We start from the raw sequence: 15,894 nt of genomic DNA, 5'->3' as shown, positions 1-15,894 counted from the left end.
GAAATTACAAAAGGTTCCTGAGTAACCACCATGAGCGAAGACCGATCGAGCAACGAGCAGAAGTCCTGGTTTAACAGACTGACCCAGGCTTTTGCTCATGAGCCGAAGAACCGCAAGGAATTGCTGGAAGTGCTGCGCGAAGCGCATCAGAACAAGCTGCTCGACAGCGAAGCACTGGCCATCGTCGAAGGTGCAATTCAGGTCGCCGACCTGCAGGTTCGCGACATTATGGTGCCACGCTCACAGATGATGAGCATCAAGGCCAACCAGACGCCCAAGGAATTTCTGCCCTCGATCATCGAAGCCGCGCACTCGCGCTATCCGGTGGTGGGCGAGAGCCTCGACGATGTCATCGGCATCCTCCTGGCCAAGGATCTGCTGCCGCTGATCCTCTCGGGCGAACAGCCCAACTTCAATATCAAGGACCTGCTGCGCCCGGCCACCTTCGTGCCCGAGTCCAAGCGCCTTAACGTGCTGCTGCGCGAGTTCCGCGCCAACCACAACCATATGGCCGTGGTGATCGACGAGTACGGCGGCGTCGCTGGCCTGGTGACCATCGAGGACGTGCTTGAACAGATAGTCGGCGATATCGAGGACGAGCATGACGTCGAGGAAGACAGCTACGTCAAGCCGCTGCCCTCGGGCGACTTCCTGGTCAAGGCGCTGACCCCGATCGACAGTTTCAACGAATCCTTCGACAGCGAGTTTTCCGATGATGAATTCGACACCGTCGGCGGCCTGGTAATGAGCGCCTTCGGCCATCTGCCCAAGCGCAACGAAGTCACCGACATCGGCGGCTTCCGCTTCCGCGTGATCAGCGCCGACAGCCGGCGGATTCACCTGCTGCGTCTGACTCCGCTGCGCAGCTAAGGCCCAGCGCGCCTTGTAGGAGCCAGCTTGCTGGCGATCAGCGGCGAACATAATCGCCAGCAAGCACTGGGCGTCCCCCTGGCTCCTACAGCGACTGCACCCGCCTTCCCCCCTTCCGCATTCCCCTCTACCCTAGCGCCACCCCAATCCAAGGATCTGCATGCAATGCACTGGATAACCCGAGCTGGCTGGCCCGGCAACCTGATCGCCCTGCTGGCGGGGGCCATCACTCCACTGGCCCTGGCCCCCTACGACTTCTGGCCGCTGGCGCTGCTGTCCATCGCCCTGTTCTACCTCGGCCTGCGCGACCTCAGCCCGCGCCAGGCAGGGCTACGCGGCTGGTGCTATGGCTTCGGCCTGTTCGCCGCCGGCACCAGCTGGGTCTATGTGAGCATTCACGACTACGGTGCGGCCTCGCCGCCCCTGGCCGCCTTCCTCACCCTGCTGTTTGTCGCCGGCCTCGGCCTGCTGTTCGCCCTTAGCGCCTGGGTCTGGACCCGCTGGCTGCGCCGGGTGGAAGCACCACTGGCCGACGCCCTGGCTTTCGCTGCCCTGTGGCTGGCCCAGGAAGCCTTCCGCAGCTGGTTTCTCACCGGTTTCCCCTGGCTCTACGCCGGCTACAGCCAGCTCGACGGCCCCCTGGCCGGCCTGGCCCCGGTGGGCGGTGTCTGGCTGATCTCCCTGGTGCTGGCCCTGAGCGCCGCACTGCTGGTCAACCTGGCGCAGCTGCGCGCACGCAAGGCCTTTCTCGCCACCGGCATCCTCCTGCTGCTGGCCCCCTGGATCGCTGGCCTGACCCTCAAGGGGCACGCCTGGACCCTGCCCGCCGGCGCACCCATGACGGTGGCCGCGGTGCAGGGCAATATCGAGCAGAACCTCAAGTGGGACCCGGCGCAGCTCAACGCACAGCTGGCGCTGTACCGTAACCTGAGCCTCAACGCCGCGCCGACCGACCTGATCGTCTGGCCGGAAACCGCCATACCGGTCCTAAAGGAACACGCCCAGGGCTACCTCGCGGCGATGGCCGAATTTGCCAAGCAGCGCCAGACGGCGCTGATCACCGGGGTACCAATCCGCCAGGCCAACGAGCGCGGCGAGCTGCGCTACTACAACGCCATTAGCGTGGTCGGCCAGGGCAGCGGCGATTACCTCAAGCAGAAGCTGGTGCCCTTCGGTGAGTACGTGCCGCTGCAGGAGCTGCTGCGCGGCCTGATCGCCTTCTTCGACCTGCCCATGTCGGATTTCGCCCGCGGCTCGGCTGCACAGCCACTGCTGGAAGCTCAGGGCTACCGGATCGCCGCCTATATCTGCTACGAGGTGGTCTACCCCGAGTTCGCCGCCGGCCTCGCCGCCCAGAGCGACCTGCTGCTGACCATCAGCAATGACACCTGGTTCGGCCGCTCCATCGGCCCGCTGCAGCACCTGCAGATGGCGCAGATGCGTGCCCTGGAGGCCGGCCGCTGGATGATCCGCGCCACCAACAACGGCGTTACCGCGCTGATCGACCCTTACGGGCAGATCACCGAGCAACTGCCGCAGTTCGAACAGGGCGTGCTGTATGGTGAAGTGGTACCCATGCAGCAGCTGACGCCCTACCTCTACTGGCGCGGCTGGCCCCTGCTGATCCTCTGCCTGCTGCTGTTTGCCTGGGCCCTGCTGGCCAACCGCATGGCGAAGACGGTGTAAGAAAGGCAGGTCCCCGTAGGGCGGGTGAACCCCGCCAAGGCCCAAGCAAGGCCCGACGGGTTGCACCCACCCTACGCAACGGTATGCCGAAGCCGCTGGGTTAGCGGCGATTAACGCGGCTAACCCAACGACATCGCCGACGACCGTCGCGCAACCCAACGCCCCCTCTCTTACCGCTTACTCCCGCCCATATACCCAGGGATACAGCCACAAACCAACGGCCTCGTTAAGCAGTAGGCCGTTCTGCCAGAGCGCCTTGCCTTCCGGCAGCCAGCCACCCGCCGGACGGCCGTTGGCCACGCCGAGAAAGCCCATGGGCGCACTCAGCACCTGGAAGCCTACCTGTTCGAAACACCAGCGCGCCCTGGGCGAATGCCAGGCCTGGGTGACCAGCAGCACGCGCGTGATGCCTTCTTTGCGCAGAATGTCGGCGCTGTGGGTCGCGTTCTCCCAGGTGGTACGGCTTAGCCCTTCCTGCCAGCGCACCCTGACCCCGTAATCGCGCGCCAGCACATCGGCCATCAGCGCCGCCTCACTTGGCGGCGCGCCGTAATGCAGCCCACCACTGATCAGCAGCGGCAGGCCCGAGGCCTTGGCCAGCCGTGCGGCATAGCGCACCCGCTCCAAGGCCATCAGGCTGGGCTGATCGCCACCCCAGGCCGGATCATTCTGCTCGCGCCCGCCGCCGAGCACGACAATCGCCTGCGCCTGCTCGGCCAACCGGGGCCAGTGCAATTCGGCCAGGGCCGGTTCGCTTTCCAGTTGCCGCGCCGACCATTCCACCACCACCGGCAGGCTCATCAACCACAAGCCGCCTAGCGCCAGGCCGAAGCAAGCCGTCGCCAGCCGCGGCGCGCGCCGGCGCAACCACCAGGCGATCAGCAACAGCAGCAGGAAAATACCCGGCGGCATCAGCAGTTGTTTAAGGATGTAGCGAATCGGCATCGGGCACCTCCAGAGGTGCCCAAAGCCTAACGGGGATTGCTCGCCCGGAACAGTTGCGAGCCGCAGGTTCGGCACGCCTGCACGCCATGCCCAAGTTGGCCGCTGGCCAGGGTTCCGCAGAGCGCACAGCAGAGACGCGGCTGGCGGCGCAACAGCGGCTTGGGGCTCGGCAACGCGGACACGACCTTCTGCATGGGTCGGGCGACCTTGCGCCGGACCTGCATCTGTTCGATCTGCGCCATCTCCTGGGCCGCCGCATGCCAGCCGCGCAACCAGTCGAGATCGCGATTGAGGTAGGCGCGGATCAGCTCCATTTCAGCTGCCGTGAGGTCCCGCAGCTCCAGCTCCTGCGGCGGGTCGGTCGCCAGATCGCTCAGGCTATCGGCCTCCTCCAGCGCCAGGGCAAGGCGTTGCAATAGTCGCTCGTAGAGTCCGCCGCCAGTTCCTGCACGCCTTGATTCGCCCATCCATTCACCTCACGACGGGCCCTTTTCACGCAGCCCATATAGCAAGCTTAGCGGCCGCCCTTCAAGCAGCGCCGCGCCGCGACAAACGGCGGTTCTGCGGGCCTTGCCACCCATTCGGCAGTGCAATCAGGGTTTCCCTCAGCAAGGGGGGGTCATGTATGCTACGGCGTTTTCCGCAAGCCCCTATTCTTAGCGCCGGTAGCCATGCACGAACAGTATCAGCCACGTGAAATCGAAGCCGCTGCGCAGTCCCACTGGGACTCGCAACAATCCTTTGTAGTGAGCGAGCAGCCAGGTAAAGAGACCTTCTATTGCCTGTCGATGTTCCCCTACCCGAGCGGCAAGCTGCACATGGGCCATGTGCGCAACTACACCATCGGTGACGTGATCGCCCGCTATCAGCGCATGCAGGGCAAGAACGTACTGCAGCCGATGGGCTGGGATGCGTTCGGCATGCCGGCGGAAAACGCCGCGATGAAGAACAAGGTCGCGCCCGCCAAGTGGACCTACGAGAACATCGAGTACATGAAGACCCAGCTGAAAAGCCTGGGCCTGGCCGTCGACTGGACTCGCGAAGTGACCACCTGCAAGCCGGATTACTACCGCTGGGAACAATGGCTGTTCACCCGCCTGTTCCAGAAGGGCGTGATCTACCGCAAGAACGGCACCGTCAACTGGGACCCTGTCGACCAGACCGTACTGGCCAACGAGCAGGTCATCGACGGCCGCGGCTGGCGCTCCGGCGCGGTGATCGAGAAGCGCGAAATCCCCATGTACTACTTCAAGATCACCGCTTATGCGGAAGAATTGCTGAGTAGCCTGGACGATCTCGATGGCTGGCCTGAACAGGTCAAGACCATGCAGCGCAACTGGATCGGCAAGTCCCGCGGCATGGAAGTCAGCTTCCCCTACGACCTGGCCTCGATCGGCAGCGAAGGCAAGCTCAACGTCTTCACCACCCGCCCCGACACCCTGATGGGCGCGACCTATGTCGCCGTCGCGGCCGAGCACCCGTTGGCCACCCTGGCTGCGCAAGGCAACGCCGAGCTGCAGGCCTTTATCGACGAATGCAAAAGCGGCAGCGTCGCCGAAGCCGATGTCGCCACCCAGGAAAAGAAGGGCCTGCCCACCGGCCTGTTCGTCGAGCACCCGCTGACCGGCGAAAAACTCCCGGTATGGGTCGCCAACTATGTGCTGATGCACTACGGCGACGGCGCGGTAATGGCCGTACCGGCTCACGACGAGCGCGATTTCGAGTTCGCCCATAAATACGGCCTGCCGATCAAGGCCGTGATCCGCACCGCCGCCGGTGACGAAACCCCAGCGCCCTGGCAGGACGCGTACGGCGAGCATGGTCAACTGATCAACTCCGGCAAGTTCGACGGCCTGGACTTCCCTGGCGCGTTCGACGCCATCGAAGTGGCCCTGCTGGACAGGGGCCTGGGCAAGTCGCGCACCCAGTTCCGCCTGCGCGACTGGGGCATCAGCCGTCAGCGCTACTGGGGCTGCCCGATCCCGATCATCCATTGCGACAGCTGTGGCGACGTGCCGGTGCCGGAAGACCAGCTGCCTGTCGTGCTGCCCGAAGATGTGGTGCCGGATGGTGCCGGCTCGCCACTGGCGCGCATGCCGCACTTCTACGAATGCAGCTGCCCGACCTGCGGTGCACCGGCCAAGCGCGAAACCGACACCATGGACACCTTCGTCGAATCGTCCTGGTACTTCGCCCGCTACGCCTCGCCGCACTACACCGGCGGCATGGTCGACCCGGCCGCGGCCAACCACTGGCTGCCGGTGGATCAATATATCGGCGGTATCGAACACGCGATCCTGCACCTGCTGTATGCGCGCTTCTTCCACAAGCTGATGCGCGACGAGGGCCTGCTGTCCTCCGACGAGCCGTTCAAGAACCTGCTGACCCAGGGCATGGTGGTGGCCGACACTTACTACCGCGTGCTGGAAAACGGTGGCAAGGACTGGTTCAACCCGGCCGACGTCGAGCTGGAGCGTGATGCCAAAGCCAAGGTCATCAGCGCCAAACTGAAATCCGACGGCCTGCCGGTCGAGATCGGCGGCACCGAGAAGATGTCCAAGTCAAAGAACAACGGCGTCGACCCACAGTCGATGATCGATCAGTTCGGGGCCGACACCTGCCGCCTGTTTATGATGTTCGCCTCGCCGCCCGACATGAGCTGCGAATGGTCCGATGCCGGCGTTGAAGGCGCAAACCGCTTCCTGCGCCGCGTCTGGCGCCTGGCGCATAACCACGTCAGCCAGGGCATCGCCGGCGCGCTCGACCTCGCCAGCCTGGATGACGAGCAGAAGGCCGTGCGCCGTGCGATTCATCTGGCGATCAAGCAATCCAGCTTCGATATTGGCCAGCACCACAAATTCAACACCGCCATCGCCCAGGTGATGACGCTGATGAACGTACTGGAAAAAGCCGCCCAGGAAACCGCACAGGACCGCGCCCTGCTTCAGGAAGGTCTGGAAGCGGTAGCCCTGCTGCTGGCTCCGATCACTCCGCATATCAGCCATCAGCTGTGGCAGGAACTGGGCCACGACGACGCGATCATCGACGCCCAGTGGCCGCAGGTCGATGAAGCGGCGCTGGTGCAGGACAGCCTGACCCTGGTGATCCAGGTCAACGGCAAACTGCGCGGGCAGATCGAAGTGCCGGCGAGCGCCAGCCGCGAGGAAATCGAAGCCGCCGCACGCTCCAACGAAAACGTACTGCGCTTTACCGAAGGCCTGAGTATTCGCAAGGTCATCGTGGTGCCGGGCAAGCTGGTTAATATAGTCGCCAACTAATTACGTACGGCGCGCCGCAAGACTCGCCAAGGGGATAACAAAGATGATCAAACGGAATCTGTTGGTAATTGGCCTGGCCACCCTGCTCGGCGCTTGCGGCTTTCAGTTGCGCGGCACCGGCAGCGCGGCGGCAGACTTTGCCCTCGACGAGCTGGCCGTGAGCGCGCGCAACGCCCATGGCGACACCGTGCAGGAACTGCGTGAAGCGCTGGAGAACAGCGGTGTGCGGGTCTTCCCAGGCGCTCAATACCAGCTGGTGCTTAGCAACGAACAAGAGAACCGCCGCGCCGCCAGCTTCACCAGTTCGGCCCGTACCGCCGAATATGAGCTGACCAATACCCTCGAGTACGAGATCCGCGGCAGCAAGAACCTGCTGCTGCTCAGCAACAAGCTGGAAGCCCAGAGCTACTACGCCCAGGATGGCAACAACCTGGTCGGCGGCGATCAGGAAGCCCAGCAGGCGCGCAGCGAAATGCGCCGCGAGCTGATCCAGCAACTGGTGCAGCGCCTGCAGCAGGTCACCCCGCAGCAATTGGAACAACTGCAGCAGACCGCCGACGCCAAGGCAGAAGCCGAAGCGCAGGCTCTGGAAGCAGCGCGCCAACAGCGTGCGGCGCAACCTCAGCAGTCGCCCGTGCAACTGCCTATCCCCGTCAAGTAAGCGCGCCGGGCCGCCCCAAGCGGCCCGACTCGGCAATCCGATGAAGCGCTGCCAGCCATGAAACTCAACGCTGCACAACTGGGCAAACACCTGCAGGGCAGCCTGGCACCGGTGTATGTGGTCAGTGGCGATGAGCCCCTGCTCTGCCAGGAAGCCTGCGACGCCATCCGCAGCGCCACCCGTCAGCAGGGCTTCAGCGAGCGCCAGGTGTTCAACGCCGACGCCAGTTTCGACTGGGGCAACCTGCTGCAGGCCTGCGCCAGCATGTCGCTGTTCGCCGACAAACGCCTGCTGGAACTGCGCCTGCCCAGTGGCAAGCCCGGCGACAAGGGCGCAGCTGCCCTGCTCGAATACCTCAAGCGCCCCGCCGACGACACTGTGCTGTTGATCAGCCTGCCCAAGCTCGACGGCAGTGCGCAGAAGACCAAATGGGGCAAGGCGCTGATCGACGGCGCAGACACCCAGTTTCTGCAGATCTGGCCGGTGGATGCCCACCAGTTGCCGCAATGGATTCGCCAGCGCCTGGCCCAGGCCGGCCTCAGCGCCAGCGCACCAGCCGTAGAGATGATCGCCGTGCGGGTGGAGGGCAACCTGCTGGCCGCCGCCCAGGAAATCGAAAAACTCAAACTGCTGGCCGACGGCAGCCAGATCGATGTCGACACCGTGCATGCCGCAGTGGCCGACAGCGCCCGTTTCGATGTGTTCGGTCTGATCGACGCCATCCTCAATGGCGAAGCCGCCCATGCCCTGCGCATGCTCGACGGCCTGCGCGGCGAAGGCGTCGAGCCGCCGGTGATTCTCTGGGCTCTGGCCCGGGAGATCCGCCTGCTGGCCACTATCGCCCAGCAGTACAGCCAGGGCATCCCCCTGGACAAGGCCTTCAGCTCGGCGCGACCGCCGGTCTGGGACAAGCGCCGGCCGCTGGTCAGCAAGGCCCTGCAGCGTCTTTCCGCGGCACGCTGGGCCGCCCTTCTACAGGACGCTCAGCATATCGACGCGCAAATCAAGGGCCAGGCCGCGGGCGACCCATGGCGCGGTCTGAGTCTGCTGAGCCTGACCATGTGCGGTCAACGACTGGGGCTGGCCAGCGACACTAGCCTCTAGCAGGCCACTGGACATTTTTTAACCAGAAGCTCATCATCCTCTCGCCGCAACCTTGCGGTAGCAAACGAGGATAACGCATGGCCAAGAAGCGCAAAGCGGCCCCGAACAAGGCCAAATCCCTGATCGCCCAACCCCTGTTCCGCTGTCGTCAGGAACAACCCGGCAAAGGCAAAGGCAGTTACCGCCGCGAAGCCTCCCAGCAAAACTGGGAGGCTTCATTCGTTCTGGCTGCCTGAAACTGCGCTACAACCCGCATATCACCTCATTCATGCTAAGGTAACGGCCTGCAAAATGTGCCGAGACCACCATGCCTTACCTGCTTCTTCGCGGCGTGCTCCACACCGCCTCAGCCTGCATCTTCCTGCTCCTGACTGCTTGTGCCGAAGCACCCGCACAGTCGCTCTCGACTGCTCCGACACCTGCCCCCGCCCCTACCGTCACGGCAACCCCCAGCCCGGTCATTGCGGCCGTCAGCAGCCCGCTATTGAGCTTCGACGAATGGCGCAGCCTGCTGCGCAGCGACGCCATTGCCGCCGGCATCGATGCCGAGCTGTTCGATCGCACCTTCGCCGGCATTACCCTGGACCCGAATGTGGTCAAGGCTGACAGCAGCCAGCCGGAGTTCACCCGTCCGGTCTGGGAATACATCGACGGTGCCGTTTCGGTTTCGCGCATCGCTCAGGGCCGCCTGCTCAAGGCGCAGCACCGGCCGACCCTGAAAGCCATTCGCAGCACCTACGCCGTGGACCATGAAGTGCTGATCGCGATCTGGGGCATGGAAAGCAATTACGGCAGCAATATCGGCAGCCATAACGTGATCCGCTCCCTCGCCACCCTGGCTTACGACGGCCGCCGCCAGGTCTTCTGGCGCAGCCAGTTGCTGGCAGCGCTGCAGATCCTGCAAGCCGGTGACGGCCCTGCCCAGGGACTGATCGGTTCATGGGCCGGGGCCATGGGCCAGACCCAGTTTATGCCGACCACCTTCAATCAGCATGCCGTGGACTTTGACGGCGATGGCAAGCGCGACCTGTGGAGCTCCGCCCCCGACGCCCTCGCCTCTGCCGCACACTATCTGCAGACTTCGGGCTGGGAAAACGGTCAACCCTGGGGCTTTGAAGTAAACCTGCCGGCTGGCTTCGACTACGCCCTGGCTGATCCGGAAGTCCGTCGCAGCCTGGCGCAGTGGCGCGCCCTAGGGATCAACCCGGTGCGAGCCATCGACGCCAATGAGCAGAGCCTGGCGACGCTGTTTCTGCCCGCAGGTCATCGCGGCCCGGCCTTCCTGCTGCTGAATAACTTCCGCAGCATCCTCAAGTACAACAACTCCACCGCCTACGCCCTGGCCATCGGCCTGCTCAGCGATGCGCTGGATGGCAACCCCGGCGTGCAGGCCGCCTGGCCGCGCAGCGACCGCCAACTGGGCCGCAGTGAGCGCATCGAACTGCAGGAGCTGCTGACCAGCAAAGGCTACGAGCCAGGCCCGGCAGACGGGATCATCGGGGCCAACACGCGCAAGGCGGTACGCGCCTTTCAGCAGAGCCTGGGCCAACCCGCCGATGGCTACCCCAGCCATGAGCTGCTGCAACAACTCAGATAAGCGCCCGCGCAGCGCCCAGACGCTGCGCGCCTGCCACCTGCGGCCAGCCTGGACCGTCCGACGCTAGCCGGACTGAACAGTCAGCTTCTGTGATAAACTGCGCGGCGGCCACAAGCCGCCTCGTCCACGGAGCCTCTAGCGGAGCCCAGATTGCCGATGTCCGATACCTCCCCGCCAAAAAACGTCGCCAGCGGCGAAAAATTCCGCACCACCCAGGGCATCACCGCGATCAAGGATGGCCAGAAACGCCGCGCCTCAAGTGAACCCCAGGTGTTCGAACCCAAGCCCAAGTGGCTGCGGGTCAAGGCCCCCGGCGGCAGCCGCTTCGAAGCAGTCAAGCGCAACGTCGGCGAACACCGCCTGAGCACCGTGTGCCAGGAATCCCACTGCCCGAACATGGGCGAATGCTGGTCCAACGGCACCGCCACCATCATGCTGATGGGCTCGGTGTGCACCCGCGCCTGCCGCTTCTGCGCGGTGGACACCGGCAACCCCAACGGCTGGCTGGATCTGGAAGAGCCACAGAACACCGCCAAGTCGGTGGAACTGATGGCGCTGCGCTATATCGTGCTGACCTCGGTGGACCGCGACGACCTGGACGACGGTGGTGCAGCGCACTATGCAGCCTGCGTGCGGGCGATCAAGGAAAACACCCCGCAGGTGGTGGTGGAAGCCCTGACCCCGGACTTCGACGGCGACCTGCTGGCCATCGAGCGCGTGGTGGACTCAGGCCTTGAGGTGTTCGCGCAGAACGTCGAGACGGTCAAGCGCCTGACCCATGAAGTGCGCGACCCCCGCGCCGGTTACGAGAAGACCCTGCGCGCACTGGAACACGCCAAGCGTCATCGCCCGGACGTGCTGACCAAGACCAGCCTGATGCTGGGCCTGGGCGAGACCGACGAGGAAGTGATACAAACCATGGATGACCTGCGCGCCATCGGCGTCGACATCCTTACCCTCGGCCAGTACCTGCAACCGACCCGCAACCACCTGACGGTCAAGCGCTGGGTCAGCCCGGAAGAGTTCAATCGCTTCCGCGAAATCGGCTTGGAAAAAGGCTTTATGGAAGTCGCCGCCGGCCCGCTGGTACGCTCCAGCTACCGCGCCGACAAGGTGTTCGAGAAGAACAACCTGGGCCTAGCCGCCCCGGTGCCCGTACCGGGCCAGCAAGTCGACAGCAGCCTGATTCCGACTCTCAATCTGAACTGATCGCGCAACACGATGCCAGGCCCTGGGCTTTGCCCGGGGTCAGGCATCGCCACCCAGGCGTAGGGTGCGCCGTGCGCACCAACACCAACACTGGTGCAAGTCACAGACGCCTGGTGCGCACAGCGCACCCTACAGATTGCGGCCGCTGCAAGCCTCCCCGACCTATGCAACACCTAATGGGTACATACCCATGCGTACGGTGGATAAACCAAGGCTTAGCAGTCTATTACGCCCTTCAGAGTCTGCTGCTCTGGATAGTCGAGGTGCTTGACCAGCTGCTCCCGCAGCCGCGCACTGACCTCGGCAAGCACTATCGGACCATCCACCTGATCGGCCAGCTGGGTCATGGCCATGCCGGCATAACCACAGGGGTTGATACGCTGAAAGGGCTGTAGATCCATGTCCACATTCAGCGCCAGGCCGTGGAAGCTGCGACCGTTGCGGATACGCAGCCCCAGCGAGGCGATCTTCGCCCCATCCACATACACCCCTGGCGCATCCGGCTTGGCATTGGCGCTGACACCGTAGCTGGCCAACAGGTCGATCAGGCTGCGCTCGATGCGACTGACCAGCTCGCGCACGCCAATACCGCTGCGACGCACATCCAGCAGCAGGTAAGCCACCAGCTGGCCGGGGCCGTGGTAAGTCACCTGGCCGCCGCGATCGACCTGCACCACCGGAATATCCCCCGGAAACAGCACATGCTCGGCCTTGCCGGCCTGGCCCTGGGTAAACACCGGGGCGTGTTCGAGCAGCCAGATCTCGTCAGGCGTATCCGCGCCACGGGTGTCGGTAAAGCGCTGCATCGCATGCCAGGTAGGCTGGTAGTCGACCTGGCCCAACTCGCGAAAGCCGAGCGGCAGGCTCATCAGAGCACCATATGGACGATGCCGGTCGCGCGCAGGGCGCTATTGATATCGCGCAACTGGTCCTCGCCAGTGGCCTCGATATGCAGCTGCACAGTGGTGTACTTGCCATTACTGCTCTGGCGCTCGGCCAGGGTACTGAGATCGACCTTGGCATATTTGCTAAGGATTTCGATCACCATGTTCTTGTAATTGGCACCACTGTCGCCCACCACCTTGATCGGGTAATCGGCGCAGGGGAATTCGATTATGTGCGATTTAACGTCGGTCATGGCAGTAACGGCCTCGTAAGCCGTGGCAACAACAACGCCCCTGCGGGTCGGCAGGGGCGTGCCGGTCACGCTATCAGTTGAACAAGCCGAAGAAGAACAGGCGAATGCTATCCCACAGACGGCGCATGAAACCACCTTCCTCGACGGCTTCCAGGGCCACCAGGTCGGCGCTGTGCACCACCTCGTCACCCAGCTTGACCTCCACCTTGCCGATCACATCGCCCTGGGCGATCGGTGCAATCAGTTGTGGATTCAGGGTCATGCCGGCCTGCAGCTTCTCCAGCTGGCCCTTGGGCAGGGTCAGACTCAGGTCTTGCGCCAGACCAGCCTTGAGCTGGCGCGTGGTGCCTTTCCAGACCTGGGTCTGGGCCAGTTCCTGGCCTTGCTTGTAGAAGGTGCGGGTTTCGAAGAAGCGGAAACCATAGGTCAGCAGCTTCTGGGTTTCGGCGGCGCGAGCCGACTCGCTGTCGGTACCGAATACCGAGGTGATCATCCGCGCGCCATCGCGTACGGCCGAAGCCACCAGGCAGTAACCGGCTTCCTGGGTATGGCCGGTTTTCAGACCATCGACGGTCTTGTCACGCCACAGCAGCAGGTTGCGGTTGCCCTGCTTGATGTCGTTCCAGAGGAACTCCTTCTGCGCATAGATCGCATAGTGTTCCTGATCTTCGTTGATGATGGCGCGCGCCAGGATGGCCATATCGCGGGCACTGGAATAGTGCTCGGGATGGGGCAGCCCGGTGGCGTTCATAAAGTGACTGTCGTTCATGCCCAGACGCGCAGCGGTTTCGTTCATCATGTCGGCGAAAGCGTCTTCGCTGCCGGCAATGTACTCAGCCAGGGCAATGCTGGCGTCGTTGCCGGACTGGATGATCACCCCGTGCAGCAGGTCATCGACACTGGCCTGGCTGTTCAGTGGCAGGAACATGGTGGAGCCGCCGGAAGCCGCACCGCCGGTGCGCCAGGCATGCTCGCTGACAGGCACCATATCCTGCTCGCCGATCTTGCCCTTGCGAATTTCCAGGGTGGCGATATAGGCGGTCATCAGCTTGGTCAGGCTGGCCGGCGGCAGACGCTGGTCGCCATTGTTCTCCACCAGCACCTTGCCGCTGGCGGCATCGAGCAGCACATAGGATTTGGCGGCCAGTTGCGGCGGTGCCGGAATTGCTTGCTGGTTGGCCCAGGCAGCTGGTGTGCCGAGCAGGAGAAGTGACAAGAAAACGCGTTGCGCAAAGCAGGTGATATTCATCCGTCTCTCTAGGTTGCTAATGGTCAAACAGGCCCCAACGGGCAAATTCAGAGGGCGCGCCCGACAGCAGAGCTGCCGGGCGCGCATGAGTGCTTAGTCCTGCCAGCGGGCAATTAGTGCCGCCTCAATCCGCCCGGACCAGCGTCGGCTGGCCGAGGTTGGCCATGCGTACGCTGTCCCGCAGCTGCTCAGCCTCGCCCGGACTGTTCAGCGGCCCCAGCCTTACGCGGTGGAGAATCTGCTGGTTGCGCATCACTGAGCTGATGAACACCGGGGCAGCCACGGCCTCGCTCAGTTTCGCCTTGAGCAGCTCCGCAGCGTCCGGATTGGCGAAGGCTGCTACCTGGAGATACAGGCCAGAGGCTACGACTGAATCGTTTTTTTTTGCGTCGATCTGCACTGGCACCACGGCCGCGGCATGCTGCTGCGGGGGCGGCGTGTACTGCTCGAGGGGCTGCACCACCGGCTGGGCCACGGTCTTGACCTGCGCCACCTGCTGCGGCTGAGCCAGGACCATGGGCACCGGCTGGCCCTGCTGCGCCCACCACTCGTGCGGGTCGATACCCTCGACTTTGACCCGTGCGGTGCCGCTTTCGGCATAGCCGAGCTTCTTCGCCGCGGCAAAGGACAGGTCGATGATGCGGTCGGAATAGAACGGTCCGCGGTCGTTGACCCGCAGGATCGCGCTCTTGCCGTTGTCCAGATTGGTCACCCGCACATAGCTGGGTAGTGGCAGGGTCTTGTGCGCGGCGGTCATACCGTAGAGGTCATAGGTTTCGCCGTTGGCGGTGGCCTGACCATGGAACTTGGTGCCGTACCAGGAAGCCGGACCGATCGCCTTATAACGACGGGCATCCTGGATCGGGTAGTACTGCTTGCCGAATACCGTGTAGGGGCTGGCCTTGACCCGGCCGTAATGGGGCATCGGGGTCGCATCGGGAATCCGCGAAACATCTACATCCCACCAAGGTGCGCCGTCCTTGTGCGGGCGGTTGAACTCGGACGGTCCGGAAATTGCGCCGCCCGGTTGCGCCATCGGAGCCACAGACTGCGGTGCACGACTGGACGAACAGCTGGCCAGCAGCAGCGCCAGGCTGCCCGCGGCGGCCAACTTGAAGGACAGACTCGACATCAATTATTACCCCGCGCATCGACCATCAGCTCGGCCAACTGATTCACCGCCATGGCATACATGACACTGCGATTGTAGCGGGTGATCACGAAAAAGTTGGGCAAGCCCAGCCAGTACTCGTCGCCCTCGGCCCCTTCCAGGCGGAAGGCCGTTACCGGCAACTCGTCGCTCAGCGGGTCGGCGCTGGTCCAGCCCAGGCTGCGCAACTCGGCAACATTCTTCACCGGATCCAGGCCGACAGTCAGCCCCTGCTCGATCTGTGCGCCCTCGACGCTGGCGGCGCTGACCACCGGCTGCCCTGGCTGCCAGTGGTGGCGGTTGAAGTAACTGGCGACGCTGCCGATGGCATCCACCGGATTGCTCCAGATATTGATGTGGCCATCGTTGTCGAAGTCCACGGCATAGGCGCGGAAACTGCTCGGCATAAATTGCGGCAGGCCCATGGCCCCGGCGTAGGAGCCGGTCATGTTCAGCGGCTCGACCTGCTCTTCACGGGCCAGCAACAGGAACTCGCGCAGCTCCTTGCGGAAGAACGGCGCACGCGGCGGATAATCGAAGGCCAGGGTCGACAGTGCATCCATCACCCGCCAGCTGCCGGTATTGCCGCCGTAGAAAGTTTCCACACCAATGATCGCTACGATCACCTCTGGCGGCACACCGTACTCAGCCTCGGCGCGAGCCAGGGTTGCCTCGTGCTGCTTCCAGAATTCGACGCCCTGGCTGATGCGCTTGTCGGTGATAAAGATCGGCCGGTAATCCTTCCACGGCTTGGCCTTCTCCGCCGGACGCGAGATGGCATCGAGGATCGCCTGCTTGCGCTCGACTTCGGCGAACAGCGCAACCAGCTGCTCGCCGGCAAAGCCATAGTCACGGGTCATTTCGCCGATGAATTCAGCCACCTGCGGCGACTGCTGATAATCCCCGGCCAGCACGGGCTGAGCCACTGCGCACACTCCGGCCAACGCCAGCCAAGGAGCCGTACGTACCATCCAACCACGTGCGTTTTGCATTGAATTCATAATCCC

At 63.8% G+C, this 15,894-nt stretch carries 15 protein-coding genes; 8 read left to right on the top strand and 7 right to left on the bottom strand.

What is annotated here, in order from left to right; translation table 11 throughout:
• Positions 1–30: 30 nt before the first annotated feature.
• On the top strand, positions 31–870 hold the full coding sequence (locus WMW70_RS14540) for an HlyC/CorC family transporter (protein ID WP_325504122.1): 840 nt from the start codon (positions 31–33) through the stop codon (positions 868–870).
• 165 nt (positions 871–1,035) lie between these two features.
• Complete coding sequence (gene lnt, locus WMW70_RS14535) at positions 1,036–2,556, top strand: apolipoprotein N-acyltransferase (RefSeq protein ID WP_341438176.1); 1,521 nt, start codon at positions 1,036–1,038, stop codon at positions 2,554–2,556.
• A 177-nt stretch (positions 2,557–2,733) separates the two neighbouring features.
• On the opposite strand, the gene WMW70_RS14530 is transcribed toward lnt, so the two are convergent.
• Together WMW70_RS14530 and WMW70_RS14525 are read right to left on the bottom strand one after the other, a co-directional pair.
• A complete protein-coding gene (locus tag WMW70_RS14530; protein WP_341438175.1) occupies positions 2,734–3,501 on the bottom strand; it encodes a YdcF family protein in 768 nt (255 codons plus the stop codon).
• 26 nt (positions 3,502–3,527) lie between these two features.
• Positions 3,528–3,968, bottom strand: a complete 441-nt coding sequence (locus tag WMW70_RS14525) for a hypothetical protein (RefSeq protein ID WP_341438174.1) — start codon at positions 3,966–3,968, stop codon at positions 3,528–3,530.
• Between the two features lie 204 nt (positions 3,969–4,172).
• Here WMW70_RS14525 and leuS point away from each other — a divergent pair, with 204 nt between their 5' ends.
• From leuS to lipA, 6 genes are all read left to right on the top strand, one after another.
• Positions 4,173–6,779, top strand: a complete 2,607-nt coding sequence (gene leuS, locus WMW70_RS14520; RefSeq protein ID WP_341438173.1) for a leucine--tRNA ligase — start codon at positions 4,173–4,175, stop codon at positions 6,777–6,779.
• A gap of 43 nt (positions 6,780–6,822) precedes the next feature.
• The gene (locus tag WMW70_RS14515) at positions 6,823–7,440 is read left to right on the top strand and encodes an LPS-assembly lipoprotein LptE (RefSeq protein WP_341438172.1); all 618 of its coding nucleotides are present in this window, start codon (positions 6,823–6,825) and stop codon (positions 7,438–7,440) included.
• Positions 7,441–7,497: 57 nt separating this feature from the next.
• Entirely contained in the window at positions 7,498–8,544 is a 1,047-nt protein-coding gene (gene holA, locus WMW70_RS14510) for a DNA polymerase III subunit delta (RefSeq protein ID WP_341438171.1), read from the top strand.
• A 77-nt stretch (positions 8,545–8,621) separates the two neighbouring features.
• On the top strand, positions 8,622–8,780 hold the full coding sequence (gene arfA / locus WMW70_RS14505; RefSeq protein ID WP_325508181.1) for an alternative ribosome rescue factor ArfA: 159 nt from the start codon (positions 8,622–8,624) through the stop codon (positions 8,778–8,780).
• A 71-nt stretch (positions 8,781–8,851) separates the two neighbouring features.
• Positions 8,852–10,141 (top strand): lytic murein transglycosylase, encoded by a 1,290-nt coding sequence (locus WMW70_RS14500; RefSeq protein ID WP_341438170.1) that lies wholly within the window; start codon positions 8,852–8,854, stop codon positions 10,139–10,141.
• Between the two features lie 156 nt (positions 10,142–10,297).
• The gene (lipA, locus tag WMW70_RS14495; RefSeq protein WP_341438169.1) at positions 10,298–11,350 is read left to right on the top strand and encodes a lipoyl synthase; all 1,053 of its coding nucleotides are present in this window, start codon (positions 10,298–10,300) and stop codon (positions 11,348–11,350) included.
• A gap of 215 nt (positions 11,351–11,565) precedes the next feature.
• Here the strand turns inward: lipA and lipB are convergent, their stop codons facing one another.
• The 5 genes from lipB to mltB form a co-directional block, all read right to left on the bottom strand.
• Positions 11,566–12,219, bottom strand: a complete 654-nt coding sequence (gene lipB / locus WMW70_RS14490) for a lipoyl(octanoyl) transferase LipB (RefSeq protein ID WP_341438168.1) — start codon at positions 12,217–12,219, stop codon at positions 11,566–11,568.
• Positions 12,219–12,488 carry a DUF493 domain-containing protein gene (locus WMW70_RS14485; protein ID WP_341438167.1) on the bottom strand — a complete coding sequence of 90 codons (270 nt, stop codon included), beginning with the start codon at positions 12,486–12,488 and terminating at the stop codon, positions 12,219–12,221. The genes lipB and WMW70_RS14485 overlap by 1 nt, the downstream gene beginning before the upstream one ends.
• A gap of 73 nt (positions 12,489–12,561) precedes the next feature.
• Positions 12,562–13,737 (bottom strand): D-alanyl-D-alanine carboxypeptidase family protein, encoded by a 1,176-nt coding sequence (locus WMW70_RS14480; protein ID WP_341438166.1) that lies wholly within the window; start codon positions 13,735–13,737, stop codon positions 12,562–12,564.
• A 124-nt stretch (positions 13,738–13,861) separates the two neighbouring features.
• The gene (locus WMW70_RS14475; protein ID WP_341438165.1) at positions 13,862–14,869 is read right to left on the bottom strand and encodes a septal ring lytic transglycosylase RlpA family protein; all 1,008 of its coding nucleotides are present in this window, start codon (positions 14,867–14,869) and stop codon (positions 13,862–13,864) included.
• Positions 14,869–15,879 (bottom strand): lytic murein transglycosylase B, encoded by a 1,011-nt coding sequence (gene mltB / locus WMW70_RS14470; RefSeq protein WP_341438467.1) that lies wholly within the window; start codon positions 15,877–15,879, stop codon positions 14,869–14,871. The genes WMW70_RS14475 and mltB overlap by 1 nt, the downstream gene beginning before the upstream one ends.
• Between the last annotated feature and the right edge of the window lie 15 nt (positions 15,880–15,894).

The sequence above is a fragment of the Pseudomonas sp. XK-1 genome (assembly GCF_038069885.1).
Taxonomy (GTDB): Bacteria; Pseudomonadota; Gammaproteobacteria; order Pseudomonadales; family Pseudomonadaceae; genus Aquipseudomonas.
Note: the sequence above shows the minus strand (reverse complement) of the source record. Positions and strands in the feature narration are given on the sequence as shown.

Excerpts from the sequence above, each read along its gene's own strand:
- WMW70_RS14540 (WP_325504122.1), top strand. The coding sequence starts at position 31 with ATGAGCGAAGACCGATCGAGCAACGAGCAGAAGTCCTGGTTTAACAGA.
- lnt (WP_341438176.1), top strand. The coding sequence starts at position 1,036 with ATGCACTGGATAACCCGAGCTGGCTGGCCCGGCAACCTGATCGCCCTG.
- WMW70_RS14530 (WP_341438175.1), bottom strand. The coding sequence starts at position 3,501 with ATGCCGATTCGCTACATCCTTAAACAACTGCTGATGCCGCCGGGTATT.
- WMW70_RS14525 (WP_341438174.1), bottom strand. The coding sequence starts at position 3,968 with ATGGGCGAATCAAGGCGTGCAGGAACTGGCGGCGGACTCTACGAGCGA.
- leuS (WP_341438173.1), top strand. The coding sequence starts at position 4,173 with ATGCACGAACAGTATCAGCCACGTGAAATCGAAGCCGCTGCGCAGTCC.
- WMW70_RS14515 (WP_341438172.1), top strand. The coding sequence starts at position 6,823 with ATGATCAAACGGAATCTGTTGGTAATTGGCCTGGCCACCCTGCTCGGC.
- holA (WP_341438171.1), top strand. The coding sequence starts at position 7,498 with ATGAAACTCAACGCTGCACAACTGGGCAAACACCTGCAGGGCAGCCTG.
- arfA (WP_325508181.1), top strand. The coding sequence starts at position 8,622 with ATGGCCAAGAAGCGCAAAGCGGCCCCGAACAAGGCCAAATCCCTGATC.
- WMW70_RS14500 (WP_341438170.1), top strand. The coding sequence starts at position 8,852 with ATGCCTTACCTGCTTCTTCGCGGCGTGCTCCACACCGCCTCAGCCTGC.
- lipA (WP_341438169.1), top strand. The coding sequence starts at position 10,298 with ATGTCCGATACCTCCCCGCCAAAAAACGTCGCCAGCGGCGAAAAATTC.
- lipB (WP_341438168.1), bottom strand. The coding sequence starts at position 12,219 with ATGAGCCTGCCGCTCGGCTTTCGCGAGTTGGGCCAGGTCGACTACCAG.
- WMW70_RS14485 (WP_341438167.1), bottom strand. The coding sequence starts at position 12,488 with ATGACCGACGTTAAATCGCACATAATCGAATTCCCCTGCGCCGATTAC.
- WMW70_RS14480 (WP_341438166.1), bottom strand. The coding sequence starts at position 13,737 with ATGAATATCACCTGCTTTGCGCAACGCGTTTTCTTGTCACTTCTCCTG.
- WMW70_RS14475 (WP_341438165.1), bottom strand. The coding sequence starts at position 14,869 with ATGTCGAGTCTGTCCTTCAAGTTGGCCGCCGCGGGCAGCCTGGCGCTG.
- mltB (WP_341438467.1), bottom strand. The coding sequence starts at position 15,879 with ATGCAAAACGCACGTGGTTGGATGGTACGTACGGCTCCTTGGCTGGCG.